Raw genomic sequence first — 26566 nt, forward strand, 5'->3', positions numbered from 1 at the left:
ACTCGGAGTCGGCAAACGCTTGCGCGCTTCACCGCTTGAACAACGCGATACTTTACTTTTGCTCCCACCCGCGCGGACGTCGCATCCGGCAATCGGCTGCTGCGACATAGGAAGGCCAAGACCGCCGGAAAAACCGGCTGGCCGGAAATGAACGACACAGGAACCTGATCCTTTATGGCAACCCAGCCCAATCCTACCCGTGACGATTTCGCAGCGATGCTCGACGACATGTTCGGCGCATCGGAAAGCTTCGAAGGCCGAGTCGTCATCGGCACCGTCACCGGTATCGAGAACGACCTCGCGATCATCGACGTCGGCCTGAAGAGCGAAGGACGCGTGCCGCTGCGCGAATTCGCAGCGCCCGGCCAGCCCGCCGAACTGAAGGTCGGTGACGAAGTGCAGGTCTATGTCGACCGCGTCGAGAACGCCAATGGCGAAGCGATGCTGTCGCGCGACCGCGCGCGCCGCGAAGCCGCATGGGACACGCTGGAAACCGAATTCGCCAAGACCGCGCGCGTCGAAGGCGTCATCTTCGGCCGCGTCAAGGGCGGCTTCACCGTCGACCTCAGCGGCGCCGTGGCGTTCCTGCCCGGCAGCCAAGTCGATATCCGCCCGGTGCGCGACGTCACCCCGCTGATGGACATCCCGCAGCCCTTCCAGATCCTGAAGATGGACCGCAAGCGCGGCAACATCGTCGTGTCCCGTCGCGCCGTCCTCGAAGAGACCCGCGCCGAGCAGCGCAGCGGCCTGATCCTGAGCTTGGCCGAGGGCCAGATCATCGACGGTATCGTCAAGAACATCACCGATTACGGTGCGTTCGTCGACCTGGGCGGCATCGACGGCCTGCTCCACGTCACAGATCTCAGCTACAAGCGCGTCGGTCACCCGAGCGAGATGCTGAACATCGGCGACACGGTGAAGGTGCAGATCATCCGCATCAACCGCGATACCCAGCGTATCTCGCTCGGCATGAAGCAGCTCGAGAGCGATCCTTGGGATGGCGCATCGGCCAAGTATCCGGTCGGCGCGAAGCTTTCGGGCCGCGTCACGAACATCACCGAATATGGTGCGTTCGTCGAGCTGGAAGCCGGCATCGAAGGCCTGGTCCATGTCAGCGAAATGAGCTGGACCAAGAAGAACGTCCATCCGGGCAAGATCGTGTCGACCAGCCAGGAAGTCGACGTCATGGTGCTCGAGGTCGACCAGGAGAAGCGTCGCATCTCGCTGGGCCTCAAGCAGGCACAGGCCAATCCTTGGGACAAGTTCGCCGAGGATCATCCGGTCGGCAGCCAGGTCGAGGGCGAAGTCAAGAACGCCACCGAATTCGGCCTGTTCATCGGTCTCGACAACGATGTCGACGGCATGGTCCACATGTCGGACATCGCCTGGGGCATTTCGGGCGAGGACGCGCTCAACCTGCATCGCAAGGGCGAGACCGTCCAGGCGATCGTGCTGGCGATCGAACCCGACAAGGAGCGTATCTCGCTCGGCATGAAGCAGCTCGAGCGTGGTGCACCTTCGGTTGCGACCGGTGGTGAAGTCGCCGGCGGCGCGGGTTCGCGCGTCAACAAGAACGAGATCGTCACGGTCACCGTCCTCGAAGTCCGCGATGCGGGCCTCGAAGTGCAGACCGGCGATGATGGCGCCACCGGCTTCATCAAGCGCACCGATCTCGGCCGCGACCGCGACGAGCAGCGCCCCGAGCGCTTCCAGGTCGGCCAGAAGTTCGACGCGATGGTCACCGGCTTCGACCGTTCGAAGAAGCCCACCTTCTCGATCAAGGCGATGCAGATCTCCGAAGAGAAGCAGGCTGTGGCGCAGTACGGTTCGTCCGACTCGGGCGCGTCGCTTGGTGACATCCTCGGCGAGGCGTTGAAGGCTCGCAACGAGAAGAAATAAGTATCGGTCTAAAAAAAAATGCGGAGGGCGGGACGCAGGTCCCGCCCTTTTGCATTACAGTCTCGTGACTTAGCCGAAACTCGACCCAAATGCTCACGGATTGATTCAGGTTAAGAGTTCCGCGTACAGGGAGCTTAGTGTACAAGGAACGATGCCGCTTGATGCGGCAGGTCGTTAGTCAGCCCGTCGTTCCGGAGGGTAGAAGATCATGATCCGTTCCGAGCTCGTCCAGTTGCTCGTCCGCGACAACCCCGACCTGTCGATCCGCGATGTCGAGCGCATCGTGAACGTGTTCTTCGACGAGATCGTTCACCGCCTGTCGGATGACGGCCGCGTCGAACTACGCGGGTTCGGTGCCTTCAGCACCCGCGCCCGTGACGCGCGCAGCGGTCGCAACCCGCGCACCGGCGAGTCGGTCTCGGTCGATGCCAAGCGCGTCCCCTATTTCAAACCGGGCAAGGAAATGCGCCTGCGCCTGAACACGTAAGGCGCACCCCACCGCCCGCCGCCCGTCGGCGGGAGCTTCATCGGCAGGAAGATGCCACCGCATCTCGACGCGGACCACCCCGCCGCGCTAGGGCCTTCTTCGCCCCTCAGCGGACGTGGCGAAATGGTAGACGCAGCGGACTTAAAATCCGCTTGAGCAATCAGTGTGGGTTCGAGTCCCACCGTCCGCACCATGGTTTCATCCTCGCCGGGGTTGGCATCCCCCGCGGCGCCCCATAGACGGAAAGCCTCGTCGCCGGGAACGCCATGAACCGTCTCAAAATCTGTATGATCGCCGCTGCACTGACGCTGGGAGCATGCGAGCGCCGGCCCGACGACGTCCCCGTCGTGGTCAGCGTGATCGGCCAGCCCACGGGCAATGCATCGCGCAACCCGGGCAGCCCGGGTGCGGCGTTGCTCGGCGCCACCGCGCAGGGTCTGGTGCGCTTCGATGCCAATGGCCGGATCGAACCGGGACTGGCCGAGCGTTGGACGGTGATCGAGGACGGCAAAAGCTATATCTTCCGCCTGCAGCAGACCGAATGGGCCAATGGCAGCGCGGTTACCGCAAAGCAGGTGGCGACCGCGCTCCGGCGCGCGGTGCGGCGCGGCGGCCGGAATCGGTTGCGCGCCTTTGTCGGCGCGATCGACGAGATCGTCGAAATGACCCCCAATGTCATCGAAATCCGCCTGAGCAAGCCGCGCCCCGACATGCTGTTGCTGTTTGCGCAACCCGAAATGGCGATATTCGAATCGCGCCGCCTGGGCGGCACCGGCCCGTTCCGCGTCCAGTCGCGCGATGCTAACGGCATCCTGCTGCGCCCGGCGTTCGATCCCTTGCGGCTCACCGACAGCGAGTTCGAAGAGCCGCATGCCGCCGAATATGTCCGGCTGCGCGCCGAACCGGCGGCGCTGGCGATCGCTCGCTTCGGCGCGCGCCAGTCCGATCTGGTATCGGGGGGCACCTATCGCGACTGGCCGTTGATCGAACATTCGAAGGTCGCGCCGACCAACCGCAAGATCGATTACGCCTATGGCCTGTTCGGACTGTCGATCGTCTCGCGCCAAGGGTTCCTGGCCAGCGCCACCAATCGCGAGGCGGTGGCGATGGCGATCGACCGCGGCGCGCTGACCGCCGCCTTCCTGCCCGATTGGCCGATCGCCGAGGCGCTGCTCCCCGAACAGTTCGATTCGGCGCAGCCCCCCGCCCAGCCCGGCTGGGGACCGTTCAGTCTCGAAGACCGGCGCAACGCCGCGCGGCTTCGCGTCGAACAGTGGCGGCGCGAGCAGGATGGCGAAGTCCCGGTCATCCGCATCGCGGTGCCCGATGCCCCCGGCGGCAACCTGATATGGGCGCACGTCGGCGCGTCGCTGGCGGCAATCGGCGTGCGCGCCGAGCGGGTGGCGTGGCGAAGCGCCGCCGACCTCCGCCTGATCGACCGGCTGGCGCCCTATGACAGCGGCCGCTGGTATCTGGTCGCCGCATGCCAGCCCTGCGCCGCCCCCGTCGCCGCGGCGATCCTGGCGGCGCGCGATGCCCCCGACATCGCCACCCGGCGCCAGCGCATTGCCGAGGCCGATGCGGCGCTCGCCGCCGATATCGCCTTCATCCCGCTCGCGCGCCCGATGCGCTGGTCGCTCGTCGCGCTACGCCTGCGCGAATGGCGCGAGAACCCGCGCGCGGTTCACCCGTTGAATCACCTGCGCGGCGATCCCAACTAGCATTCATGGTCAAGCCAACACCCATGGGAACCGGTCCCTTCGCCAAGGCGGGCAATCGCCTGCCGATCGGCAGCGACGCAGCGTCGGTGCGCCAGCGCGTCGAGGTACTCGAGCAGGCGCTCGAGCGGATGTTCGTCATTCCGGGGATCAACCGTCCGGTGGGGATCGATACGCTGCTGGGGCTGCTGCCCGTCGGCGGCAGCTTCATCGGTGCGGCATTCGGCGGATACATGATCTGGGAGGCGCGCAACCTGGGCATGGGCAAGGGTGCGATGGCGCGAATGGCGGGCAATGTCGGCCTCGACTGGCTGTTCGGTCTGATCCCCGGGATCGGCATCATCCCCGATTTCTTCTTCCGATCGAACACCCGCAACCTGCGGATCATCCGCAAGCATCTCGACAAGCATCACCCCTCGACCGTGGTGGTCGAGGGTTAGACGCTAGCCGGCGCCACCGCGCCAGATTTTCAGCGGCCGGGTCGCCGCCCGCCCTGCCGCCGGGCAGGCGCGATAGCGGAACCGGGTGTCGAGACAGACCCAAACTTCGTCGAGCCAGCCCTGGCGATCGGCGGTGACTTTCACCATCGCTGCGGTCATCCCGCGATTGGCGCCGGCAAAGGCCTGCGCGAACTGGCCCGTCGTCAGCCGCCGCCGCCGCGACAGCGCATTCATGTCGGGATAGCGGATGCGCCCATACAGCCCCGTCGCACGACCGAAATACGCCGCGGGCGCCAGGTTCATGCAGGTGCCGTGCTTGGCATATTCGTGCTGCAGCAGTTGCGGCGACGGCGTCGCGCACAGATTGCTCTGGATCACGCGGGTGTCGAGCAACGCCGCGGGCTTGCAATATTGCGGCCATTGCGTGCCCTTCCCGTCGGGCCATAGTCCGTGCAGCGTGAAGCCGAAGCGATTGCCGCCGCCGCATTGCAGCCGCGCCGATGCCTGCTTGCCGTTCTCGCGGCAATATTGCGGGCTCCAGGTGAGCGCCAGCGTATAGCTCCCCGTCGGCACCACCCGCTTCGGCTCGCGCGCGCTCGGTCCGTCGGGGCGCGGCCGTGCGATGTCGCCGATCGGCATCGAGCAGCGATAGGCCTGCGCGATCGCGGGCAGCGGCGCCAGCAGCGCCGCCGCGACGATGCCCAACGCGGCAAGCCGGCTCATTCGAACGTCCCCTCGGCGATGTCGTCGGTCGCGAACCAGGCGCGCGCATCGGGCTGGAACAGGAAATACACCGCCACCGCCTGCAGCAGCAGCCCGACCACCCCGAACAGCCCGGTCATCCCTCCCTCCCACGACCCCATCGCGAGCGAATACAGTAGCGACAGCACCCCGAAGGCGAACAGCACCACCAGAAACCATTTGGCGATGCTGCTGGCCTTGCGCGCGGTCAGGAACCACAGCAGCAGCGATATGCCGTAGCTGACCGCGAGCGATCCGATCAGAAATCCCGTTCCCAGCACTGCGGCGTTGGGATCGGCCGAATAGGCGGCGCTGAGCATGTCCCACGACAGCAGGATATTGAGCACCCCCAGCAGCAACGCGGCAAGATACGCCTGCTCGAAACGCACGATCGAAACTGGTCGCATGGCGAATCCCCCTTTGCCCCGCGCTACGATAGCCCAGCGCCCCCGGCTTGCAACGCGTTCAATCGAGCGCGAAATCGAGCCCGATATCGGCAGCGGGTGCCGATTGGGTCAGCCGCCCGACGCTGACGAAATCGACCCCGGTGGCGCCAATCGCACCGATCGTGTCGAGCGTTACGCCGCCCGACGCCTCGGTCGGCACCCGCCCCGCCACCAGCGCGACGGCCTCGCGCAGCATCGGCGGCGCCATGTTGTCCAGCAGCAGATGCGTTGCCCCCGCCGCCAGCGCGGGTTCGATCTGGTCGATCCGGTCGACCTCGACGATGATCCGCTCGATCCCCGCCGCCACCGCGCGCTCGACCGCCGTCTCGACCGATCCGGCGACCGCGACGTGATTGTCCTTGATCATCGCCGCGTCCCACAGCCCTATGCGGTGATTGGTCGCGCCGCCCATCCGCGTGGCATATTTCTCGAGCAGCCGAAGCCCCGGGATCGTCTTGCGCGTGTCGAGCAAGGTTGCCCCACCCGCGCCGATCGCATCGACGTAAGCGCGCGTCATCGTCGCGATGCCCGACAGATGCTGGACGGTGTTGAGCGCCGATCGCTCGGCGGTCAGCAGTGCGCGGGCATTGCCACGGACGCGCATCAATTCGCTGCCCGCCGCGACCGACTGACCCTCGCCCACCAGCAAGTCGATCGCCGCCTCGGGATCGAGCGCACGGAAGAACGCCGCCGCGATCGGCAGCCCTGCAACGACGATCGCGTCGCGGCTGTCCATCACCCCGGCAAAGCGCGCCGTCGCCGGGATCACCGCCGCCGAGGTGACATCGCCCGCCGGCCCCAGATCCTCCGCCAGCGTCGCGGCGACGAAGGCGTCGAGGTCGAAGCCAGCAATCGCCCAGCCGCCAATCGCCAAGCCTTCAGTCACCCGACACCCGGAACGGCCCCGGATCGCCCAGCCCTACCGTGCCGCTCGCCATGTCGAGCATCCGGTCGAGCGACACCTTGGCCTTCAGCCGCATATCCTCGGGGATTTCGATCCGCGGCGTCAGGTCGCGCAGCGCGACGTAGAGTTTCTCGACGGTGTTGAGCGCCATATACGGGCAGATGTTGCAGTTGCAGTTCCCGTCGGCCCCCGGCGCGCCGATGAAGCGCTTGTGCGGCACCGCCTTCTCCATCTGGTGGATGATGTGCGGTTCGGTAGCGACGATCAGCGTGTCGCCGGTGAAGCTTTCGGCAAAGGCCAGGATGCCGCTGGTCGACCCGACATAATCGGCATGGTCGATCACATGCGGCGGGCATTCGGGATGCGCTGCGACCGGGGCGTCGGGGTGCAGCGCCTTCAGCTTGAGCAGCTCGGTCTCGCTGAACGCCTCGTGGACGATGCACACGCCCGGCCACAACAGCATGTCGCGTCCCAGCTTGCGGTTGATATAGCCGCCCAGATGCTTGTCGGGGCCGAAGATGATCTTCTGCTCCTTGGGGATCTGGCTGAGGATCTTCTCCGCCGACGACGAGGTGACGATGACGTCCGACAGCGCCTTCACCTCGACCGAGCAGTTGATGTAGGTCAGCGCGATATGATCGGGATGCTGCGCGCGGAACGCCGCGAACTGGTCGGGCGGGCAGCTATCCTCCAGGCTGCAGCCGGCGTCCATGTCGGGCAGGATCACGGTCTTTTGCGGGGACAGTACCTTGGCGGTCTCGGCCATGAAGCGCACGCCGCAAAAGGCGATGACATCGGCATCGGTATCGGCGGCCTTGCGGCTTAGGTCGAAACTGTCGCCGACAAAATCGGCGAGGTCCTGGATCTCGGGCTTCTGGTAATAATGCGCGAGGATGACCGCGTTGCGCTCCTTGCGCAGCCGATCGATCTCGGCGAGCAGATCGACCCCGCCAAGCGTGCCGCCGATGCCATTGCGTGCGTCCATGAATTCATGCCCTCCGTTTGGGGGCGATGTAGAGCGGTGCGGGGCGATTTACCACTGCCGAACGGGGGCAATGGGTGCTGGCCCCCTCCCCCCGTTCGCCCTGAGCTTGTCGAAGCGCCGGCCCGCACGATCCACGGGCGCGCGAGCGGCGGGTTCGGGCCGATGCTTCGACAGGCTCAGCACGAACGGGGTAGGAATGTCCCACCATTCACACCTCCGTTCGCCCTGCGCTTGTCGAAGGGCCGGCCCGCACGATCTACGGGCGCGCCAGCGGCGGGTTCAGGCCGATGCTTCGACAAGCTCAGCACGAACGGGGAAAGGGGTGCGCGGTCGCTGCGGCCCCACGCCGGCGTGCGCCCGCTCACCGTCGGTTCGCCAACACCTCTTCGACCGATTTCGACACGTCCCAGCGCTCGCCATCGAATTCCGGGTCAGACGGAAAGCGAACCTGGACCGTGACGTCCAAGTACCCAGCAGATTTTACGGGAGCAGAGAACAAGCGCTCCAGCTCCACTCGCGCACGATCGCGAACCTTTTTCATTCGATCTGCGCTTCGCGCTTCGTCTCCAGCTCTCTTCTGCGCAGCAATGGAAATCTTTTGCCTCATTTCATTCGATTGCGATCGACTTACGATTACGCCCTCTTCGTTTTCAATCGTGATTTTCGTCTCGTCGATATTAGGATCGCCAACAACAATATCGGGGACATCAATCAATAAAAGCCTACGTTTAGCGTCCCACGCAAAGTCACTACCGCGCACTTTTGCCAAAGGCACCGTATATGCAACACTTAATGGCATGCTAGCCGTCATTGACGACCTCATCCATCCCCATAGGCGATCAGCGCTGCTTGTAATACGGATTTTACCGGTCAATCTACTTACAATCAGCTCGGACGTGCTTGCTAACTTTACGGCAACAATTGTTGTCACGCTTTTGCCGTCATCCTCGACCCGGCTATTGTCTTCGATGGCATCTATCTTGGATATATAAACCGTTCCAAGGTATGTTCCTGCTGCCAACAGCAAACAAAAACCAATAAATAGATAGAGACCGAAACCCGACTTTCGCATTCTTACATCCCCGCCTTGCAATTCAAGGTTTGAGGTAAGTGTCATATAAGACCGGTTTCCACCAGTCGCCCTCCTCGATCGCCAATCCGCGCCGGCCAAGGTCGATCAGATGCGCCAGCACCGATCGTTCGGCGGCGGGCCACATCCGGCGGTCGATCCCGGCATACATCCGCTCGACCATCGCAGGCACCTCGCCGGTGCCGGCGTGCAGCAGCCGCAATATCTGCCCCTCGCGCTGCTTGCGATGCCCCAGCAGCCCGCGCACCAGCCGGCGCGGATTCTCGATCGCTTCGCCATGGCCGGGATAATAGATCCGGTCGTCGCGCTGCATCAATTTGTCGAGGCTCGCCATATAGGCCGCCATGTCGCCATCGGGGGGCGAGACGATCGTCGTCGACCAGCCCATCACATGATCGCCGCTGAACAGCGCACCGGCCTGCGGCAGCGCGAAGGCGAGATGGTTCGAGGTATGGCCGGGGGTCGCGACCGCCTCGAGCGTCCAGCCCTCGTCCGCGATCGTCTCGCCATCGCCGAGCACGCGATCGGGAGCGTAATCGAAATCGAACGCGGCGTCGGCGCGCGGCCCCAGATCCTCCATCGCCAGCGGTGCACAGCCGACGATCGGCGCGCCGGTCGCCGCCTTGAGTGCGCGCGAAAGCGGGCTGTGGTCGCGATGCGTGTGGGTGACGACGATCGCCGCGACGCGGCGCCCGTCGATCGCGGCAAGCAGCGCGGCAAGATGACGCGGATCGTCGGGGCCGGGGTCGATCACCGCGAGCGTGTCGCTGCCCACCAGATGCGTCTGCGTGCCGGTATGCGTGAAGGGAGAGGGATTGGGCGCCAGCACCCGCGCCACCAGCGGGTCGAGCGTGACGGCCACGCCGGTCGGTGCTTCGGTCATGCGACCGAGATGGCCGGTCGGGGGCGGCGGCGCAAGGGTGACGCGCGCGCAAGCCCCCGCCCCCGGTATCAGTCGGGCGTACGCAGCTCGGCCAACGCCTGGTCGATCCCCGCCAGCGCCTCGCGCCGCTGCGCCTCTGACAGTCCCTCCTGCGCTGCCACCGTGCGCCGTGCGCTGTTCAGGCTGGCTAGCGCGGTGGCTTTGGCGAACCCAGCCGAGCGCGTAGCCCGCTCGGCAGCAAGCTCGGCCTGGCGTTCGATCCGGTCGATACAGATCGTCGTGATCCGCTTGCGCCCCTCGACGCTATTGGTGACGGTACCGGACCCCTCGCCGCAGCGGAGGCGACGGACTTCGGTCACATCGACGTCGCGGCTGCCGCGCTTGGCCCAGTTGCGGCGCAGTTCGGTGGCCTTGCCGTCATGCGAATAGCGATAGACGTAGGTCCCCTCCCCCTCCGAAGGCATTGGCGGCAACGGCGGTGCGGGGGGCGCAGCCGGCATGGCGGGGGCGGCGGGCACCGCAGGAAGGTCTGGTACCGGGGGTGGCGGCGGCGGCGCTGGCATGTCGGCGCGCTGCATCGGCGAATCGGCGAAGTCCGCAAGATTCTCTGGCAGCGCCGGAATTTCGGGCATCTCCGGCGTTTCGGGCATATCGGGCATTTCGGGCATCGCCGGGATCGGCAGCACGATCTCGTCGAGCGGCATCCCGAACCGGTTTTCTACCTTGGCGCGCAGTTCGTCGGCGGCGGCGGTGCCCGAGGCGGTCACCGCCAGCCCCGCCAGTGTCAGCGCGCCGATCCCCGCCGCGCCGATGATCCGCTTTCCACGCGACGGCTTGCTGTGCTTGGTCAACATCCGCAGTCTCCCCTTGATCTCGTTGACGCTGTGCAGATGGCAGGCGGCCGAGACCGCGCCGCCATGCGCCGATTTCACGATCGCGCGGCCATAAGCGTGGCGCAGCGCGGGATGCCGGTCGCCCAGCACCATCGCGTCGCACGCCATTTCCTGGTCGGCGCGGAAGGCGCGATAGGCGCGCCATGCGATCGGGTTGAACCAGTGGAACCCGAGCATCGCGAGCGCGACCCAATTGGCGAGCAGGTCGCCGCGCGCATGGTGGCCAAGCTCGTGCGCCAGCGCCAGGTCGCGCTCGAGCTCGTCGTAGCGCTCCTCGAAATCGGCCGGAAACGCGACCGCCTTGCGCCAGATGCCGAACGCCAGCGGGCCGCTCGCGGCGTCGCTCTCGATCATGTCGACCCGCCCGCCGACGATCGAAACCGTCCGCCGCGCGCTGCCGCGCAGCCGCGTACAGAAGCGCGAATGGCTGAAGACGTGATAGCCGACGAACAGCGCCGCGCCGATCGCCCAGCACAGCATCACCGCGACCGGGACGTCGCTCATCCCCCACCCTTGCGGCAGCGCGGGGATTTCGGCGACCGGCACCACCATCATCAGCGTGCCGGGTTCGGTCGCAGCGCCGATCGGCGCGACCTCGAGCGGGCGCAATGAATCGGGCATCGGCGGCAACAGCATCCGCAGCACCGGGAGCGCCCAGAGCGCATAGGCCATGCCCGGCCCGAACGCGCGCCGCACCCGTTCGCGCAGCAGCAGCACCAGCGCCATCAGCAGCGTGGTCGCCACCAACGTTTCGACTATCCAACCGGTCATTGCTTCAGCTCCTTGAGCAAAGCCTCGATCTCGGCGATGTCGTCGCCGGTCAGCGCATCGCGCTCGGCGAGATGCGCCACCAGCGGGCTCAGCCGGCCGCCGAACAGCCGGTCGATCATCCGCTGCGATTCGCCCGCGACGTAGGATTCGCGCGCGACGACGGGGCGGTACAGATAGCGCCGCCCGTCTTCCTCGTGCGCGATCACCTGCTTGCCCAGCAGCCGCCCGAGCAGCGTCTTGACGGTGTTCGCGCTCCAGTCGCGGTTCGCGGGGATTCGTTCGACGACGTCCTGGGCGCTGAGCGGACTTTCGTCCCACAGCACCTCCATCACGGCATGTTCGGCATCGCTGATACGCTCGACCATAAAACCTCCTCGACTACGCATGTAATCACATCGATTACGCGCGTAGTCAAGAAGCTTTGAGCGTGTCGGCAACGCTTACAACCGGCTTGGTGGCACTGGCTGCGTTAACCTTTGGGAACTGCGGATATCGGGGAGACCACCGGCTTGGCACGGTCACTGCATAGCATGGGGCGTACCTGTCGCGCTCCCGCGCTTCAAAGGGCGGGTCGTCGCTCCCCCGTTTTTGCGACGACCCGCCCGCCCGGGTATTCCCCGAATTTCAGGCCCTAGGCATTCGCCTGAGCCCGTGCGGCTCACGCGGCTTGCGCGACGCCCTTTTCTTCCATCAGCTGCTGCAATTCGCCGCTTTCGAACATCTCCATCATGATGTCCGAACCGCCGACGAACTCGCCCTTGACGTAGAGCTGCGGGATCGTCGGCCAGTCGCTGAACGCCTTGATGCCCTGGCGCACGCCCTGGTCCTGCAGCACGTCGACACTCTCGAACACGACGTTGAGGTGGCCCAGGATCGCGATCGCGCGGCTCGAAAAGCCGCATTGCGGGAACAGCGGGCTGCCCTTCATGAACAGCACGACGTCGTTGGCGTCGACCAGGCCTTGCAGGCGGGCGTGGATGTCGTCGGTCATCGATATTACTCCTTGGGAACTGCGGTGGTCAGCTGGAGCGCGTGGAGCACCCCGCCCATCCGACCGCCAAGTGCTGCATAGACCGCCTGGTGCTGGCGCACGCGCGGAAGCCCGCGAAAGCTTTCGGCCACGACATGCGCGGCATAGTGATCGCCGTCGCCGGCCAGGTCGGTGATCGTGATCTGCGCATCGGGGATCGCGGTGCGGATCAGCGTTTCGATATCGTCGGCGGCCATCGGCATCGGATCAGCGCACTTCCATCATCTGGCGGCGTGCCTCGATCGTCTGCGCGGCAAGCGCCTCGCGCACCATCGCCTCGTCGACCTCGACCCCCGCGGCGGTCAGGTCGCCCAGCACCTTGCGGATCACGTCATCGTCGCCGGCTTCCTCGAAATCGGCCTGGACCACCGCCTTGGCATAGGCGTCGGTCTCTTCGGGGGTCAGCTTCATATGCCCCGCCGCCCATTGGCCGAGCAGCCGGTTGCGCCGCGCCGAGATGCGGAACTCCATCTCACCGTCGCGAGCGAACTTCGCCTCGAATGCCCGTTCGCGATCGTCGAAGGTCGTCATGATGGCCCCATTCCCTTTAGACTGTATCGATCCGAGATAGGACACCCGAAACCACCGCGCTAGTGCCCGCGGACAAGTGAAACCCGGTTAACTCGCTAGCCCACCCGCACCACCAGCTTGCCGATCGCCTCGCGCGCCGCCATCGCGGCGATCGCCTGGCCGCCATCCTCGAACGCGAAGGTGCGCGTCACGCGGGGGGCGATCGCGCCGTTCGCCCATAGCTCGAACAGGCGCGCGACATGCGCCGCATTGGCCTGAGGATCGCGCGCCGCGAAGGCGCCCCAGAACACGCCGCAAACGTCGCAGCTTTTGAGCAAGGTCAGGTTGAGCGGCAGCTTGGGGATGCCCGCGGGGAAGCCGACCACCAGATAGCGCCCTTCCCAACCGATCGCGCGGAGCGCCGGTTCGGCATAGTCGCCGCCGACCGGATCATAGATCACGTCGGCGCCATTCGGGCCGAGCAGCGCCTTGAACTGGTCGGCGAGCGCCTTCGACTGCGCCTTGTCGAAGGGCGCGCGTTCATACACCAGCGTCTCGTCAGCCCCCGCCTGCGCCGCCGCCGTAGCTTTTTCCTGCGAGGATACCGCCGCGATCACCCGCGCGCCGAACGCCTTGCCAAGCTCGACCGCCGCGAGGCCTACGCCGCCCGCCGCACCGAGCACCAGCAAAGTCTGCCCAGCCTTCAGATGCCCGCGATCGAGCAACGCGTGGATCGTCGTACCATAGGTCAGCAGCAGCGCCGCGCCGTCCTCGAAGCTCCGCCCTTCGGGCAGGCGGTACAGCCGCCCTGCATCGACCGCGACCTTTTCGCTCAGGCCGCCATGGCCGGTCATCGCGATCACGCGGTCGCCGACCGCCCAGCCCTCGACGCCCTCTCCGATGCTGTCGATCACCCCGGCGATCTCGCTGCCGGGCGCGAACGGCCGCTGCGGCTTGAACTGATATCTATCCTCGATGATCAGCACATCGGGATAGTTGATCGAACACGCATTTACCGCGACGATCACCTGCCCGCGTGCCGCGACCGGATCGGGCAGCTCGGCGAGTTCCAGAGTTTCAGGTCCGCCCGGCGCCCTCGACAGCAATGCCCGCATTTCGGCTCTCTCCCGCGATCCACGGGCGCGACTGCATTGCCTGCGCCTCGTAATTCGAAATCGCGGTATCTCTTGCCAGCGTGATGCCGATCTCGTCCAGCCCCTCCATCAAGCATTGGCGGCGAAACGGATCGAGTTCGAAGCCGAAGCGATCCTGGAAGCTGGTCGTCACCGTCATCGTCTCGAGATCGACGGTGATCGGCTGGCCATCACGCGCGACGTCCAGCAGCCGATCGATCGCGTCCTGCGCCAGCACGACGGGGACGATTCCGTTCTTGATCGCGTTGCCCGAGAAGATGTCCGAATAGCTCGGCGCGATCACCGCGCGCACCCCCATGTCAGCCAATGCCCAGGCGGCGTGTTCGCGGCTAGATCCGCAGCCGAAATTGTCGCCGGCGATCAGCAGCGGGCTGCCGGCATAGGCAGGATCGTCGAACACATTGCCCGGCACCGCGCGAACCGTTTCGAACGCCCCCTTGCCCAGCCCCTCGCGGCTGATAGTCTTCAGCCAATGCGCGGGTATGATGATGTCGGTGTCGACATTCTTTACGCCATAGGGATAGGCCTGGCCGTCGATGCGGATCACGGGTTGCATGGTCAGTTCAGCACCTTGGGAAACACGGGCAGGCCCGCCATGTCGCGCGGATCGTGCTGGATGATGATTCGCGCCTTCAATTGCTTGGCGATCCCCTCGAAGCGGTCGTGCGACGCCAGCGTGTCGGCGCGATCGGTGTTGAAGGTCGGCACCCCGCGCACTTCGCGATTTTCGCGGAAATGATATTGGTCGCCGCTGATCAGCACCGGGCCAGCGCCGGGAAGCCGCACCAGCAGCGCGCTGTGCCCCGGCGTATGCCCGGGCATCTGCAGCATCATCACGCTGCCGTCGCCGAAGACGTCGCGATCGCCCTTCACCGGCACCACCTTGCCGCCGCCGCTTACCCAGGGCGCGAGCGCCAGCCGCTGCGCGTCGTCGGGCTTGAACGCCTGCACCGCGGCCCAGTCGCGCTCGCCGATCAGCAATTCGGCCCTGGGAAAGTCCTTTGCGCCGCCGCTATGGTCGGCATGATAATGGCTGATCCCGACATGGGTGACCTGCGCCGGCGTCAGCCCCGCCGTCTGCAATCGCTGCGCGATCGGCGCGACGAAGGTCAGCCGGCCCTTCGATCCCGCCGCCATCTCGCGCGAAATCCCGGTATCCCATAGCAGCACGCCCTTGGGATGGCGGATCAGGAAGCAGCCGGCGATCGCCTCGCGCCGTTCGCCCGCGAAGCGAAAGGTGTCGTTGAAGCGCCCCAGATCGTCATGCACCAACCGCCCGCATGCGAACGCCGCGAGCGTGACCGCGGCGACCGGCGCGGCTTGCGGCGCGGCAGCCTGCGACGCGGGGGCGGCCAACAGCGCGGCCGACAGGGCAATACGACGGATCACAGATTTCTCCCCAACACGAATGGCCCACGCCCTTGGGGCGCGGGATCGCAGGCAGGACCGCAACCGGCCGGCCTTAATCTTCGGCGAGCGCCTTGACCGGGCTGCCCGGCGTCGCCGCCACCAGCGTGCCGCGCTTCGCCGTACCCGCATACGCCGCGGCGAGCCCGCTCAACAGCGTACCCGCGATCAACAACGCCAATACCTTACGCATCTACTCGACCCCTTCCGGGTGGTCCCCGGTTCCGTTTCGACCGTTCAGTCCGCGCGCCCGATCAACTCCCTGACATCGGCCAGCCGCCCCGTTACCGCCGCGGCCGCCGCCATCGCCGGCGAAACCAGATGCGTGCGCGCGCCCGGTCCCTGCCGTCCTACGAAATTGCGGTTCGAAGTGGAAGCGCAGCGTTCGCCCGCCGGCACTTTGTCGGGGTTCATCGCCAGGCACATCGAACAGCCGGGCTCGCGCCATTCGAACCCCGCCTCCACGAAGATGCGGTCGAGCCCCTCGGCCTCGGCCTGGCGCTTCACCAGCCCCGATCCGGGGACGACCAGCGCCTGCTTGATCCCGCCCGCCACCTTGCGCCCGCGCACCACCGCCGCGGCGGCGCGCAGATCCTCGATCCGACTGTTGGTGCAGCTACCGATGAAGATATGCTCGACCGCGACGTCCTGCATCCGCATGCCCGGGGTCAGCCCCATATAGTCGAGCGATTTGCGCGCCGCCGCTTGCTTCGAAGGGTCGGCAAAGCTCTCGGGCGCGGGCACCACGCCGGTGATCGCCACGACATCCTCGGGGCTGGTGCCCCAGGTGAGCGACGGCGCGATGTCGTCGGCATGCAGCAGCACGGTCTTGTCATACACAGCGCCAGCGTCGCTCGGCAGCGTCCGCCAATAGGCGACCGCGCGCTCCCATTCCTCGCCCTGCGGCGCCATCGGCCGCCCCTTCAGATAGGCGAAGGTCGTCTCGTCGGGCGCGATCAGCCCGGCGCGCGCGCCGCCCTCGATCGACATGTTGCTGATCGTCAGCCGCCCCTCGATCGAAAGCCCGCGAATGACCTCGCCGGTATATTCGATGACATGGCCGGTGCCGCCCGCCGCGCCGATCTTGCCGATGATCGCCAGGATCACGTCCTTGGCCGACACGCCGAACCCCAGCGTCCCGTCGACGCGGACTTCCATCGTCTTGGCCTGTTGCAGCAGCAAGGTCTGCGTCGCGAGCACATGCTCGACCTCGCTGGTGCCGATCCCGAACGCCAGCGCCCCCAGCGCGCCATGCGCCGAAGTATGGCTGTCGCCGCACACCAAGGTCGTGCCCGGCAGCGTGAAGCCCTGCTCGGGCCCCACGACATGGACGATCCCCTGCCGCGCCTCGATCGCGTCGATATAGGTGATGCCGAATTCGGCGACGTTGCGTTCGAGCGCGGCAAGCTGTTCGGCGCTGGCCGGGTCGGCGATCGCCAGGCGATTGCCGTCGGCACCCACCCGCGCCGTGGTCGGCAAATTATGATCGGGCACTGCCAGCGTCAGCTCGGGCCGGCGCACCGCGCGCCCCGCGGCGCGAAGTCCCGAAAACGCCTGCGGGCTGGTGACTTCGTGGACGAGGTGACGGTCGATATAGATCAGGCAGGTGCCGTCATCACGCCGTTCGACGACATGATCGGCCCAGATCTTTTCATACATGGTAAGCGGACGGCCCATTCCCCCGCGCTCTAACGTTTTTGTGCGCCAGGGCAAGTCGCGGCGTCAGATTATGTCGCAGCCAACGCCTCCCCCGCCAGGGGCCGGTGGTAGCCCGCAGGGCTGACGGAGGGGGCGGGCGGCGGTCCGGCCCGCGGTCTGGGAAACAGCGCGACAATCGACCCGTCCCGTATCCTCCCCCACCGTCGCCTCCGGCGCCACCTCCCCCTGGCGGGGGAGGATGTTTTGGGGCACGTGCCGATCCAATCGGTCCGAACCACCTCATCTGTAAGCCGGAAAGCCGCCAACAACGGCCGCCCCAATCCCAATCCTCCCCCGCCAGGGGGAGGTGGCAGCCCGCAGGGCTGACGGAGGGGGCGGGCGGCGGTCCGGCTCGCGGCCTGGGAGACGGCGCCACAATCGACCCGCCCCGCACCCTCCCCCTCCGGCGCCTCCTCCCCCTGGCGGGGGAGGAACACCGCATCGCCCCCCTACCGTCCCACGCCCACTATCGAAGCGCGCTGCCAGCCCCTATGTGCAACCCTCATGACAGCGGTCGCCCACTCCACCGAAACCCCCGCACGCTATCGCTGGGCCGCGCCGCGCCAGGCGTTGATCGGGACGTCGCTCGCCATAGCGATCTGTACCGCGTGGCTCGCTATCCACTTCGTTTCGATGTTCGTGCTCGAGATCGATCTCGTCACCCTGCCGCTGGTGGCGGTACTGATGGCGCTGCAATGCTGGCTGTCGGTCGGGATGTTCATCGTCGCGCACGACGCGATGCACGGATCGCTGGCCCCCGGGCGGACGAAGCTCAACGCGCGCATCGGCGCGGGGCTGCTGCTGCTCTATGCGGGCTTTGGCTGGACGAAGATGCGCGAAGCGCATTTCGAGCATCACCGCCATGCCGGCAGCGAGCGCGACCCTGATTTCGACGCCGCCAACCCGCGCAATTTCGTGCGCTGGTACACGACCTTCCTGAAGCGCTATTTCGGCTGGCAATCGGGGCTGTACGTGATGACCGTGGTCAATGTGTATTGGCTGGTGTTCGGCGTGCCGCTCGCCAACATCATCCTGCTCTATGGCCTGCCCGCAATCCTGTCGTCGCTCCAGCTCTTCTATTTCGGCACCTATCGCCCGCACCGCCACGACGATGAAGGCTTCACCGACCGCCACAACGCGCGCAGCGAAGGCTTCGGCACGCTCGCCAGTCTGGCGTCGTGTTTCCATTTTGGCTATCATCACGAACATCATGTGAACCCCGGCGTGCCGTGGTGGGGGCTGCCTGCCTGCCGCCGGGCGACGCTGCGCAGTGGAAGCACCCAATGACCGCGTTCGAAAAGATCGCCATCGTCCTCGCCGCGGTCGCGGGGATGGAGCTGTTCGCGTGGAGCGCGCATCGCTACATCATGCACGGCTGGGGCTGGGGCTGGCACCGCGACCATCACGAGCCACACGACCATGCGCTCGAGCGCAACGATCTTTACGCAGTGGCTTTCGGCAGCTTCGTCAGCGCAATGTTCGTCGTCGCGTATCTGAACCCGCAGGCGGGCTGGTCCGAGCCGCTGTGGTGGACCGCGCTCGGCATCACCGTCTACGGGCTGATCTACGCCTTCATCCATGACGGGCTGGTGCACCAGCGCTTCTTCCGCTGGGTGCCCAAGCGCGGCTATGCCAAGCGGCTGGTGCAGGCGCACAAGCTGCACCATGCGACGATCGGGAAGGAAGGCGGGGTCAGCTTCGGCTTCATCCTGGCGCCCGATCCGCAGCGGCTGAAGGCCGAGCTGAAGCGCCAGAAGGCAGCGGGTATCGCGAAACTGCGGCCCGCCGAGGTCGATTGATCACCGTCCGTTCGCACTGAGCTTGTCGAAGTGCCGTTCTTCTTTACGCCCCCCTCGGTGTGGCAGACTTGGATAAATTGGCGCGTAGATCACTCGGACCGGCCCACGGGCGCGCCTCGGCGATGCCGATGCCCGAATAATCATTACGCGGGCACCATGTTCGTGCCCGCGCGTTCAGCCCCCGAACAACATCAGGAGCAGGCGCATGAGCATTTTCGGCAAGATCAAGGACGCGATCTTCGGCACCAATGGCGGCCCGACGGGCGGCGGCTATATCGGTGGTCGCAAGCCTGAGCCGCAGGCGGCGCCGCAGGCAGCCCCTGCGCCCACCGCGCAGGCAACGCGCCCCGCGCCGGTTCCTGCCCCCGCCCAACCCGCCCCCGCAGCACCCGCGGCCGCCCCGGTCGCGCAATCGGCCGAACAACGCTTGGTCGAGCTCGCCGAATTCAAGGGCAATCCCGACCTCAACTGGCGGACCTCGATCGTCGACCTGATGAAGCTGCTCGACCTCGATTCGAGCCTCGACAACCGCAAGGAGCTCGCGACCGAGCTCGGCTATACCGGCGCAAAGGACGGCTCGGCCGAAATGAACATCTGGCTCCACGCCGCGGTGATGAAGCAATTGGGCGCCGACACCGCCGCCTGACCCCCGCCGCCCGCGTTCCTCGGCTTGCCCCAGGGAACGCGGGCGGCCCCCGGCGGTTTAGCCCGCTCCCTATGCAGATTTTCGGAAAGCATCGCTCATGACCCGCCAGACCCCTTCGCCCCGGAAGACCCTCTCGCTCGCCGCGGTCGGCGCGCTGGTCGCCGGCATCGGCGCGGTCGCCGCGGGCTTTTGGCTGCGTAACCGCAGCGCCGCCTCACCCGAGCACGCCGCACCCGATCTTTCCCTCGACGCGCCGCGCCCTGACGGCAGCACGCGCGCACCGGTGGCCTTCCGCCCCGACCCAACCGCACCGGTATCGGCAGGCGAACGCGAATCGCTTCGCCCGGCGACCGGGCCGTCGCCGAGCATCGTTGCCGATCGCGGCGGGGTTCGAAGCGGGGCGTAGGTCCTGCGCCACCCGTTCGTGCTGAGTAGGGGCTGAGCGAAGGCGAAGACCCGTGTCGAAGGACATTGCCCCAAGCGACCCGGTCCTTCGATACGCCGCTTCGACAAGCTCAGCGGCTACTCAGGACGAAAGGGGCTTCACACCCCCCAACCCGATTCCGCTTCGCTTCGCCGCACCCCCGCGCTACCACCCGGCCATGCACCACCCATGGCTGGCGTCGCTGCCGCTGCTTTTCGCCGCTTCAGCGGCCCCCGCCCAATCGCTCCCCGCGATGCTCCCCACCCCCGTGGCCGGCGTCTCGCTCACCGCCGACAGCGAGGCGCGCTGGGTCGATTTCACCCTCACCCCCGGCAACCAGCTTCGCTTCACGATGCTGGTCAACGGCAGCCCCGCCGCGGCGATCCTCGATACCGGGGTCAGCTTCAGCGTCGCGTCGCAGCGTTTCGTCAGCGCTGCGCGGCTCGAGGTCGCACGCGCACCCGCGGTGCGCGCCGAGGCGATCGGCGGCGCGGTGCCGATCAGCTGGGTCGCCACGCGCACCCTAGGCTTCGGCGGGCTCCAGCGCAGCGGCGGGCGGTTCGCGGTCGTCGATCTCAAGGCGGTTGCCACCGGCAGCGCCGAACCCGTCGAGATCCTCGTCGGCAGCGACATATTGTCGTGCTGCGCGCTCGACATCGATTTCGACGCCAGCCGCTTCCGCCTGCTCCCCAGCGGCCGCCTCCCCTTCCAGGGCGCGACCGCGCCGCTGTCGGTCGGCCCACGCTCGAAGGTATTCATCAGCGAGGTCACGATCGGCGACAAAACGCTGCGCCCGCTGATCGTCGACACCGGCGACGGCTCGTCGCTGACGCTGTCGCGCGCCGCCTGGGCGCTGTCGGGCGCCAACCCGCAAGCGGTCACCACCGCGGTCGCCTTCGGCCTTGGCGGCCAGATCGAAACCGAGCTGGCGATCCTCCCCAGCGCCCGCCTGGGCACCCAGCCGCTCAGCAATGTCGAGGTGCGCATCGAGGGCAAGGGCGGCTTTTCAGACCTCACCCGAACGTCGGGGCGGATCGGATCTGGGCTGCTGCAGCGCTATCGCGTGCTGCTCGATCCGCGCGCGGGGCGGATGGTCACCGCGCCGGGCAAGGCGGTCGATCAGCAGCCGGTGCGGTCGACCAGCGGCCTGCTGATCGGCTACGACAATGGCCGGCTGCGCGTGCTCCACGTGATGCGCGGCGGCCCTGCCGCGGCGACCGGCTGGCGCGCGGGCGACCAGATTTGCACCGTCGATGGCGCGCCGATCCCGCCGATCAATGCCGGCGGCAGCGTCGACACCGGCTGGTCGGCGGGGACTCCCGGCCGCACCGTCGAGCTGGGGCTGTGCAACGGCACCCAGCGCCGGCTGACGCTGCGCCAATTCTATTGAACAGGCGTCAGCCGCGGATCGCCAGCAGCGCGCCGATGAACGCGCCGATCAGCGCGAACATCTGCACGCTCGGCCAATAGACCATGCCCACCCGGTCCCAATCGGCACGCCGCGTGCGACGATGCTCGGCGACCCCGGCCCATACCGCCACCGCGAGCAACGCCGCGACCGCGGCCCATGCCTTGTGTGTCCAAAACCACGCTTGCATCGTTTCGTTACCCGCTTAATCCTGTGCCCTACCCCATCGCCGAAGGAATCGTCATGCGCCAGTCCCTTGCCGCCATCGCCCTCGCGACCACCGTCGCCGCCGTCACCAGCGTCGCGATCGGCGCGCCGCAAACCGCACCTGCCGCGCTCAAGGCGGCGGTCGACGGCTCCACGCGCACGCCGGCGAACAAGCTGCGCGATCGCTATCGCCACCCCGCCGAGACGCTCGCCTTTTTCGGCGTCCTCCCCACCGACACCGTGGTCGAGCTGTATCCCGGCGGCGGCTGGTACACCGAAATCCTCGCGCCGTATCTGAGCGCGCGCGGCACCTATTATGCCGCCGCGCCGATGCCCAATGGCGTGAAGGGCCTGCAGACGCTGATCGCCAAGGACGCCGCGACCTATGGCAAGGTCAAGGTCGCCGCCTTCCCCGCCAAGCCGGGCGAGCCTACGGTCCCCGCGGGCAGCGCCGACGTCGTGCTCACCTTCCGCAACGTCCATAACTGGCGCTTCGGCGGTGCCGATGCCGCACAGACCGCCTTCAACGCGGCGTTCGCGATGCTCAAGCCCGGCGGCACGCTCGGCGTGGTCGAGCACCGCCTGCCCGAGGCGCGCGATTCGGCGCTCGAGGAAAAGAGCGGCTATATGAAGACCAGCAGCGTCATCGGCTTCGCCAAGAAGGCGGGCTTCGAGGTCGCCGGCCAGTCCGAGGTGAACGCCAACCCCAAGGACACCGCCGACTGGCCCGAGGGCGTATGGACGCTGCCGCCCTCGCTGCGCCTGAAGGACGTCGACCGCGCGAAATACGAAGCGATCGGCGAAAGCGACCGCATGACGATCAAGTTCCGCAAGCCGGCGTGATCGACCGTCGCGTTCGCCCTCATTGCAGGGCGAACGCGATTCCCTGGCGGTTGGCGGCACAGGCGGTGCCGCCGCTGGGCCGGTAGCTGGTTTCGAACTTGAAGTCCTTGGCGCCCGCCACCGCTGTGTCGCCAAAGGTGAAGGGCGGATAGGCGAACAAGGCGCGCGGGCGCACCGTCGATCCGTCGGCGGCGACATCGAACTCGAGGCTTACCCACCCTTCGAAGCCCATTTTCCGTGCCAGCACCGGATAGTCCGAGGGACTCATGCCGCTGTCACGTAGCGCCGGTTTGACCCCGATCAGCGCGCATTGCTGTTCGGTCAGCCCGGTCTGCTGGAACTGCGCCTGTGCGGTGACGAGATCACCAGCCTTGGCCGATAAGTTAGCGCGCCGCAGCAACGCGGCGATCTTGAGCGGGTGTTGCGCCGGCAACGCTGGCTCCTCGATGACGGCATCGAGCAATGCCTCCGCATCCTCGGGCTCGCGCGAGCCATAGCCGGGCGCGGCAATCTGCAACCGCAGCGTCGCTGCCGTCAGCGGATCGGCGGCAAGGCGCGGCTCGGCGAGCAGCGCGCGTCGCTGCCGCCGCCAGCTTCCAGGCCCCTTCGCCGCCCCCTCGGGTGCCTCAAGCGCGAGCCGCCCTCGCACCGACGCCGGCGCTTGCATCGCCGCTGCCAGCGCCGCCGCGCGCGCAAGATGCGCTTGGCGCTCCTTTTCCTCGACGAGTTGCGACGTTGCCAGCCACCAGCTCGCGCCGAACTCGCCGGCTTGGTCGCCGGCAGCGCGCGCGTTCGCGAGCGCTGCCCGCCACAACGGCAATTGCCGAGCTGCGGCTACTTGAGGATCGACCCCAGCTGCCACCTTTCCGTCGAGCCAGGCCGCGACTGCGTCATCGAGCGGCTCCATGACCGATCCGCCGTCGTCGGCGCCGGTGGTGCATCGCATCTCGATCCGCGTCGCCGCCCGGTAGAAGAGGGGGACTTCCTTGATCTGCTCGGGCGCCCAAGACCACTGGGTCACCGCCTCGGCAAATGCCAGCGCACCCGCCCGGCCGCCGGTAGCGTAGATCGGCTCGACACCCAGAACCGAACCATCTTCGCCGATCGCGAACTCGACGACCCCGACATCTTCGGGCTTCAAGCCGGTGGTTTCGCCGCAAAAAGGCGCATCCATCGAAGCCGCACTGCGGAACGGTGCATCGGCAATCCGCCCGGCACCCGTATAGGCCAGGTACTTGCCGGCTTCCTCCTTCTTGCCTAGCAGCGACGCTGCCACCGCCAGATCGGCGCGGGTCGCGACCTCGGCCAGCCCCACCTGCATCGTCAACCCGCCCTGGTTCGCGAGTGCCTCCTTCAGCAACGGATAGGCGGCCGCGGCTTGTCCCTGGTTCAGCATCGCTCGGGCTTGCTGCGTCTGGATCTGTGCCAGCACCTTCTTGTCGGCATTGCCCGTCTGTGCGAGCGCCAACGCTTCCTTGGCATAGCCGATCGCCGCGCCGCCCCCGTCGAAGCGGGTGAGGGTCGTAAGCATCAGCAACGGGCTCAGCCGCCCTACCCCTTGCGACCGCGCCAGCGCCGCCTCGGCATCGAGGATCGCCGCATCGTAATCGAGCCGCGCCCGGGCCAGCCCCGCCAGCGTCAGGTGCGCCTGCTGGCGTTCAGCGTCGAAACTGCCGCCCGCCGCTGCCATCGCCGGCAGCCCTTGCCGGATCAAACCCTCGGCCTCGTCGCCGCGCCCCAGCCGGGCGAGACAGCGTCCCTTGCGCACCGCGATCGCCGATTTGAGGAAGCCCTCGCGGCGCGCGACCGGCAGTTGCTCGATCGATTCGAACTGCGCCACCGCCTCGGCGCATTTGCCCGCCTCGCTGGCAGCGGTGGCGGCGTCGAAGCGCGCCTGCGCGGTCATCGGTTTGGGCGCTGCCTCCTGCGCCGCCGCACCGCCGGCCATGACGCTAGCGATGGCGATTGCCATCGACGAAACGAGTGCGGTATTCGTCATGTCCGATTCCCCAGCTTTTGCAGGAACCTATGCCGGCCACCATGTCACCGTCGAGGGGGATTCGATCGCGGTTGCGACCAGTCGTTATGGCTGCTTTTGCGCTCGCATCGGTGCCTGTCGCCGCGCAGGAGACCGCCCCGCCCGACACTTTGCTGCTGTTCGTCGCATCCTGGTGCGCGCCATGCCACCGCGAGCTTCGCGAGTTCGACGCGATCGCCGCGGCCGCGCGCCCTGCGCGCACCTTGGTCGTCGCCTATGACGACACCCGCGCGACGCGGACGATGCTGCGCAACATCGCGCCCGATCGCCGCTGGCCGATCGACACCCCGGCCCGGCGCGAGCTACGCCGGCGCCTGATGCAGCGCGCGGTCGGGCTGCCCTATGCGGTATTGACCGATCAACGCGGCGAACCCTGCGCAACGAGCAACCAGGGCCTCACCGCCGAGCGCGCCCGCCGGCTGCAGCGAAGCTGCGCGACCGGCGGACGCTAGCCGCGCGTCAGGCCAGCTTGTCGACCTTGGCCTGCAATGCCGACAGCTGCGATTTCAGCGCGGCGATCTCGTCGTCCTTGCTCGCGCTAGCCGTTGCCGCCGGCGCTGCAGCAGCACCCGCCGCGACCGGCGCCGCCCCGGGCACCACGCCGGCGCTCTTGAACGCGGCGGTCGCCGCCTCGAACATTTCCATGTTGCGCTTGGCGATCTCGGCGAAGGGCGAATGCGCGAACGCCCCCTCGACCGCCGATTTGAACTGTTCCTGGTTGCGGCTGAAGCTGTCCATCGACGCTTCGAGATAGCCCGGCACCATCGCCTGCATGCTGTCGCCATACAGGCTGATCAGCTGGCGCAGGAAGCTCACCGGCAGCATCGTCTGCCCGCCGCGCGATTCTTCCTCCATGATGATCTGGGTCAGCACATTATGCGTGATATCCTCGTCGCTTCGCGCGTCGACGACCTTGAAGTCGCGGCCTTCGCGAGTCATCACCGCGAGATGTTCGAGCGTTATGTAAGACGATGTCTCGGTATTGTAGAGACGACGGTTGGCGTACTTCTTGACGATGACGGGCCCACCGTCTGGCGTTGACTTCTTCATGGACGACCCTCGCAAGTGATGGACGCAACCGTAACACCGTTCGATACTGCACCGCAACAAGCGCCGCGACCGCTGCCTTTGTTTCTGGAAATGCTCAGGAACCAGACCGAGGATGCGCCCGATCGCCGTGTGCGTGCGCTCGCGGGGCTGCGCGCCTATCAGGCCGCGCCGCGCCCACCGCGCGCGCCAGCGGGCGAAATCGTCGCCACCGCCGGCCGCGCGACGCTGCGCAGCTATGCCGCGACCGGTCGCCCCGTCGTGTTCGTGCCCTCGCTGATCAACCCGCCCTATATCCTCGACCTGTCGCCCGACGCCTCGCTGCTTCGCTGGCTCGCCACCCAGGGGTTCGCGCCCCTGCTCGTCGATTGGGGCCAGCCCCGCCCCGCCGATCGCGCGCAGGATATCGATTCGCATATCGAGCAGCTGCTGCTGCCCTTGCTGCGCAGCATCGGCGAGCCGCCGCTGCTGGTCGGCTATTGCCTCGGCGGGACGATCGCGCTTGCCGCCGCCGCGCTCACCCCCGTCGCGGGCGTCGCGCTCATCGCCGCCCCCTGGCGCTTTGCCGGCTTCGGCAACGCCGCGCGCGCCGACATCGCGGGTCTCTGGAGCGACGCACAACCCGCCTGCGACCAGCTCGGCCTGGTGCCGATCGAAGTGCTGCAATCGGGCTTCTGGCGGCTCGATCCCGCGCGCACGATCGGCAAGTTCGAAGCCTTTGCCGACATCGCCCCCGACAGCGACGCCGCGCGCCGCTTCGTCGCGCTCGAGGATTGGGCGAATGACGGCGCGCCGATCGCCTATGCCGCCGGGCGCCAGATGTTCGACGACCTGTTCGACGCCGACCTGCCCGGCACCCGCCGCTGGCGGATCGGCGATACGCTGGTCGACCCGCACAAGCTCGCATCCCCGCTCGTCGAGTTCGTCTCGGCCAACGACCGCATCGTCCCCGCCGCCAGCGCGATCGGCCTGCCCGACGCGCGCATCCTGGCGGCGGGGCATGTCGGGATGATCGTCGGCTCCTCGGCGCGCGCGCAGCTCTGGCAACCGCTCGCCGACTGGCTAACCGCCATACCCTCCGCTAGATAGGCGCAAACA

Annotated in this window: 31 protein-coding genes and 1 tRNA gene; 13 read left to right on the plus strand and 19 right to left on the minus strand. The window is 67.1% G+C overall.

The genetic code is table 11. From position 1 onward, the window contains the following. Window positions 1-174: 174 nt before the first annotated feature. From rpsA to NMP03_RS06585, 5 genes are all read left to right on the plus strand, one after another. Complete coding sequence (gene rpsA / locus NMP03_RS06565) at window positions 175-1899, plus strand: 30S ribosomal protein S1 (protein ID WP_256507688.1); 1725 nt, start codon at window positions 175-177, stop codon at window positions 1897-1899. Between the two features lie 208 nt (window positions 1900-2107). Further along, entirely contained in the window at window positions 2108-2386 is a 279-nt protein-coding gene (locus NMP03_RS06570; protein ID WP_256507689.1) for an integration host factor subunit beta, read from the plus strand. Window positions 2387-2495: 109 nt separating this feature from the next. Beyond that, window positions 2496-2579 (plus strand) — tRNA-Leu (locus NMP03_RS06575). A 73-nt stretch (window positions 2580-2652) separates the two neighbouring features. Further along, the gene (locus tag NMP03_RS06580; protein WP_256507690.1) at window positions 2653-4107 is read left to right on the plus strand and encodes an ABC transporter substrate-binding protein; all 1455 of its coding nucleotides are present in this window, start codon (window positions 2653-2655) and stop codon (window positions 4105-4107) included. A 23-nt stretch (window positions 4108-4130) separates the two neighbouring features. Beyond that, on the plus strand, window positions 4131-4544 hold the full coding sequence (locus NMP03_RS06585; RefSeq protein ID WP_256507691.1) for a DUF4112 domain-containing protein: 414 nt from the start codon (window positions 4131-4133) through the stop codon (window positions 4542-4544). A gap of 3 nt (window positions 4545-4547) precedes the next feature. Here NMP03_RS06585 and NMP03_RS06590 read toward each other — a convergent pair whose 3' ends face one another. From NMP03_RS06590 to leuC, 16 genes are all read right to left on the minus strand, one after another. Then, the gene (locus NMP03_RS06590) at window positions 4548-5267 is read right to left on the minus strand and encodes a ribonuclease T2 (RefSeq protein ID WP_256507692.1); all 720 of its coding nucleotides are present in this window, start codon (window positions 5265-5267) and stop codon (window positions 4548-4550) included. Continuing rightward, window positions 5264-5692, minus strand: a complete 429-nt coding sequence (locus NMP03_RS06595; protein WP_256507693.1) for a hypothetical protein — start codon at window positions 5690-5692, stop codon at window positions 5264-5266. The genes NMP03_RS06590 and NMP03_RS06595 overlap by 4 nt, the downstream gene beginning before the upstream one ends. Window positions 5693-5750: 58 nt before the next feature. Continuing rightward, window positions 5751-6617: a carboxylating nicotinate-nucleotide diphosphorylase gene (nadC, locus tag NMP03_RS06600; protein WP_256507694.1), complete on the minus strand. Its 867-nt coding sequence runs from the start codon at window positions 6615-6617 to the stop codon at window positions 5751-5753. Then, a complete protein-coding gene (nadA, locus tag NMP03_RS06605; RefSeq protein WP_256507695.1) occupies window positions 6610-7620 on the minus strand; it encodes a quinolinate synthase NadA in 1011 nt (336 codons plus the stop codon). Before nadA ends, nadC begins: the two co-directional genes overlap by 8 nt. A 361-nt stretch (window positions 7621-7981) precedes the next feature. After that, complete coding sequence (locus tag NMP03_RS06610; RefSeq protein ID WP_256507696.1) at window positions 7982-8737, minus strand: DUF4230 domain-containing protein; 756 nt, start codon at window positions 8735-8737, stop codon at window positions 7982-7984. Continuing rightward, window positions 8715-9593: an MBL fold metallo-hydrolase gene (locus NMP03_RS06615; protein ID WP_256507697.1), complete on the minus strand. Its 879-nt coding sequence runs from the start codon at window positions 9591-9593 to the stop codon at window positions 8715-8717. The genes NMP03_RS06610 and NMP03_RS06615 overlap by 23 nt, the downstream gene beginning before the upstream one ends. A 68-nt stretch (window positions 9594-9661) precedes the next feature. Beyond that, entirely contained in the window at window positions 9662-11257 is a 1596-nt protein-coding gene (locus NMP03_RS06620; protein ID WP_256507698.1) for a M56 family metallopeptidase, read from the minus strand. Beyond that, window positions 11254-11622, minus strand: a complete 369-nt coding sequence (locus NMP03_RS06625) for a BlaI/MecI/CopY family transcriptional regulator (RefSeq protein ID WP_256507699.1) — start codon at window positions 11620-11622, stop codon at window positions 11254-11256. Before NMP03_RS06625 ends, NMP03_RS06620 begins: the two co-directional genes overlap by 4 nt. 293 nt (window positions 11623-11915) lie before the next feature. Next, a complete protein-coding gene (grxD, locus tag NMP03_RS06630; protein ID WP_256507700.1) occupies window positions 11916-12248 on the minus strand; it encodes a Grx4 family monothiol glutaredoxin in 333 nt (110 codons plus the stop codon). A gap of 5 nt (window positions 12249-12253) precedes the next feature. After that, window positions 12254-12490 (minus strand): BolA/IbaG family iron-sulfur metabolism protein, encoded by a 237-nt coding sequence (locus NMP03_RS06635; RefSeq protein WP_131603432.1) that lies wholly within the window; start codon window positions 12488-12490, stop codon window positions 12254-12256. A 4-nt stretch (window positions 12491-12494) separates the two neighbouring features. Continuing rightward, window positions 12495-12818, minus strand: a complete 324-nt coding sequence (locus NMP03_RS06640; protein ID WP_256507701.1) for a DUF1476 domain-containing protein — start codon at window positions 12816-12818, stop codon at window positions 12495-12497. A gap of 95 nt (window positions 12819-12913) precedes the next feature. Next, window positions 12914-13912 (minus strand): NADPH:quinone oxidoreductase family protein, encoded by a 999-nt coding sequence (locus NMP03_RS06645; protein ID WP_256507702.1) that lies wholly within the window; start codon window positions 13910-13912, stop codon window positions 12914-12916. Further along, window positions 13875-14507, minus strand: coding sequence for a 3-isopropylmalate dehydratase small subunit (gene leuD / locus NMP03_RS06650; protein WP_256507703.1), 633 nt, complete (start codon window positions 14505-14507; stop codon window positions 13875-13877). Before leuD ends, NMP03_RS06645 begins: the two co-directional genes overlap by 38 nt. 2 nt (window positions 14508-14509) lie before the next feature. Further along, window positions 14510-15340: an N-acyl homoserine lactonase family protein gene (locus tag NMP03_RS06655; RefSeq protein WP_256507704.1), complete on the minus strand. Its 831-nt coding sequence runs from the start codon at window positions 15338-15340 to the stop codon at window positions 14510-14512. A gap of 73 nt (window positions 15341-15413) precedes the next feature. Next, window positions 15414-15551 (minus strand): hypothetical protein, encoded by a 138-nt coding sequence (locus NMP03_RS06660; protein ID WP_256507705.1) that lies wholly within the window; start codon window positions 15549-15551, stop codon window positions 15414-15416. 44 nt (window positions 15552-15595) lie between these two features. Continuing rightward, the gene (gene leuC / locus NMP03_RS06665; RefSeq protein ID WP_256507706.1) at window positions 15596-17035 is read right to left on the minus strand and encodes a 3-isopropylmalate dehydratase large subunit; all 1440 of its coding nucleotides are present in this window, start codon (window positions 17033-17035) and stop codon (window positions 15596-15598) included. Window positions 17036-17560: 525 nt separating this feature from the next. On the opposite strand from leuC, the gene NMP03_RS06670 reads away from it, so the two are divergent. The 5 genes from NMP03_RS06670 (at window position 17561) to NMP03_RS06690 (ending at window position 21315) form a co-directional block, all read left to right on the plus strand. Further along, on the plus strand, window positions 17561-18343 hold the full coding sequence (locus NMP03_RS06670; protein WP_256507707.1) for a fatty acid desaturase: 783 nt from the start codon (window positions 17561-17563) through the stop codon (window positions 18341-18343). Next, window positions 18340-18855, plus strand: a complete 516-nt coding sequence (locus NMP03_RS06675; protein WP_256507708.1) for a sterol desaturase family protein — start codon at window positions 18340-18342, stop codon at window positions 18853-18855. The genes NMP03_RS06670 and NMP03_RS06675 overlap by 4 nt, the downstream gene beginning before the upstream one ends. A 205-nt stretch (window positions 18856-19060) precedes the next feature. Then, on the plus strand, window positions 19061-19501 hold the full coding sequence (locus NMP03_RS06680) for a DUF3597 domain-containing protein (protein WP_256507709.1): 441 nt from the start codon (window positions 19061-19063) through the stop codon (window positions 19499-19501). 97 nt (window positions 19502-19598) lie between these two features. Then, window positions 19599-19907, plus strand: coding sequence for a hypothetical protein (locus NMP03_RS06685; RefSeq protein ID WP_256507710.1), 309 nt, complete (start codon window positions 19599-19601; stop codon window positions 19905-19907). 196 nt (window positions 19908-20103) lie between these two features. Then, window positions 20104-21315, plus strand: coding sequence for an aspartyl protease family protein (locus NMP03_RS06690; RefSeq protein WP_256507711.1), 1212 nt, complete (start codon window positions 20104-20106; stop codon window positions 21313-21315). A gap of 7 nt (window positions 21316-21322) precedes the next feature. Here NMP03_RS06690 and NMP03_RS06695 read toward each other — a convergent pair whose 3' ends face one another. Then, entirely contained in the window at window positions 21323-21523 is a 201-nt protein-coding gene (locus tag NMP03_RS06695) for a hypothetical protein (protein WP_256507712.1), read from the minus strand. A gap of 53 nt (window positions 21524-21576) precedes the next feature. Between NMP03_RS06695 and NMP03_RS06700 the strand changes: the two genes are divergently transcribed. After that, the gene (locus NMP03_RS06700) at window positions 21577-22383 is read left to right on the plus strand and encodes a class I SAM-dependent methyltransferase (protein ID WP_256507713.1); all 807 of its coding nucleotides are present in this window, start codon (window positions 21577-21579) and stop codon (window positions 22381-22383) included. Window positions 22384-22402: 19 nt separating this feature from the next. On the opposite strand, the gene NMP03_RS06705 is transcribed toward NMP03_RS06700, so the two are convergent. Then, entirely contained in the window at window positions 22403-24382 is a 1980-nt protein-coding gene (locus tag NMP03_RS06705; protein ID WP_256507714.1) for an energy transducer TonB, read from the minus strand. Window positions 24383-24468: 86 nt separating this feature from the next. Here NMP03_RS06705 and NMP03_RS06710 point away from each other — a divergent pair, with 86 nt between their 5' ends. After that, window positions 24469-24873 (plus strand): TlpA family protein disulfide reductase, encoded by a 405-nt coding sequence (locus NMP03_RS06710; protein WP_256507715.1) that lies wholly within the window; start codon window positions 24469-24471, stop codon window positions 24871-24873. Between the two features lie 7 nt (window positions 24874-24880). Here the strand turns inward: NMP03_RS06710 and phaR are convergent, their stop codons facing one another. Beyond that, window positions 24881-25471, minus strand: coding sequence for a polyhydroxyalkanoate synthesis repressor PhaR (phaR, locus tag NMP03_RS06715; protein ID WP_256507716.1), 591 nt, complete (start codon window positions 25469-25471; stop codon window positions 24881-24883). Window positions 25472-25489: 18 nt separating this feature from the next. Here phaR and NMP03_RS06720 point away from each other — a divergent pair, with 18 nt between their 5' ends. Next, window positions 25490-26557 carry an alpha/beta fold hydrolase gene (locus NMP03_RS06720; protein WP_256507717.1) on the plus strand — a complete coding sequence of 356 codons (1068 nt, stop codon included), beginning with the start codon at window positions 25490-25492 and terminating at the stop codon, window positions 26555-26557. The last annotated feature ends 9 nt before the right edge of the window (window positions 26558-26566 follow it).

This window comes from Sphingomonas qomolangmaensis (genome assembly GCF_024496245.1).
Classification (GTDB): Bacteria; Pseudomonadota; Alphaproteobacteria; order Sphingomonadales; family Sphingomonadaceae; genus Sphingomonas; species Sphingomonas qomolangmaensis.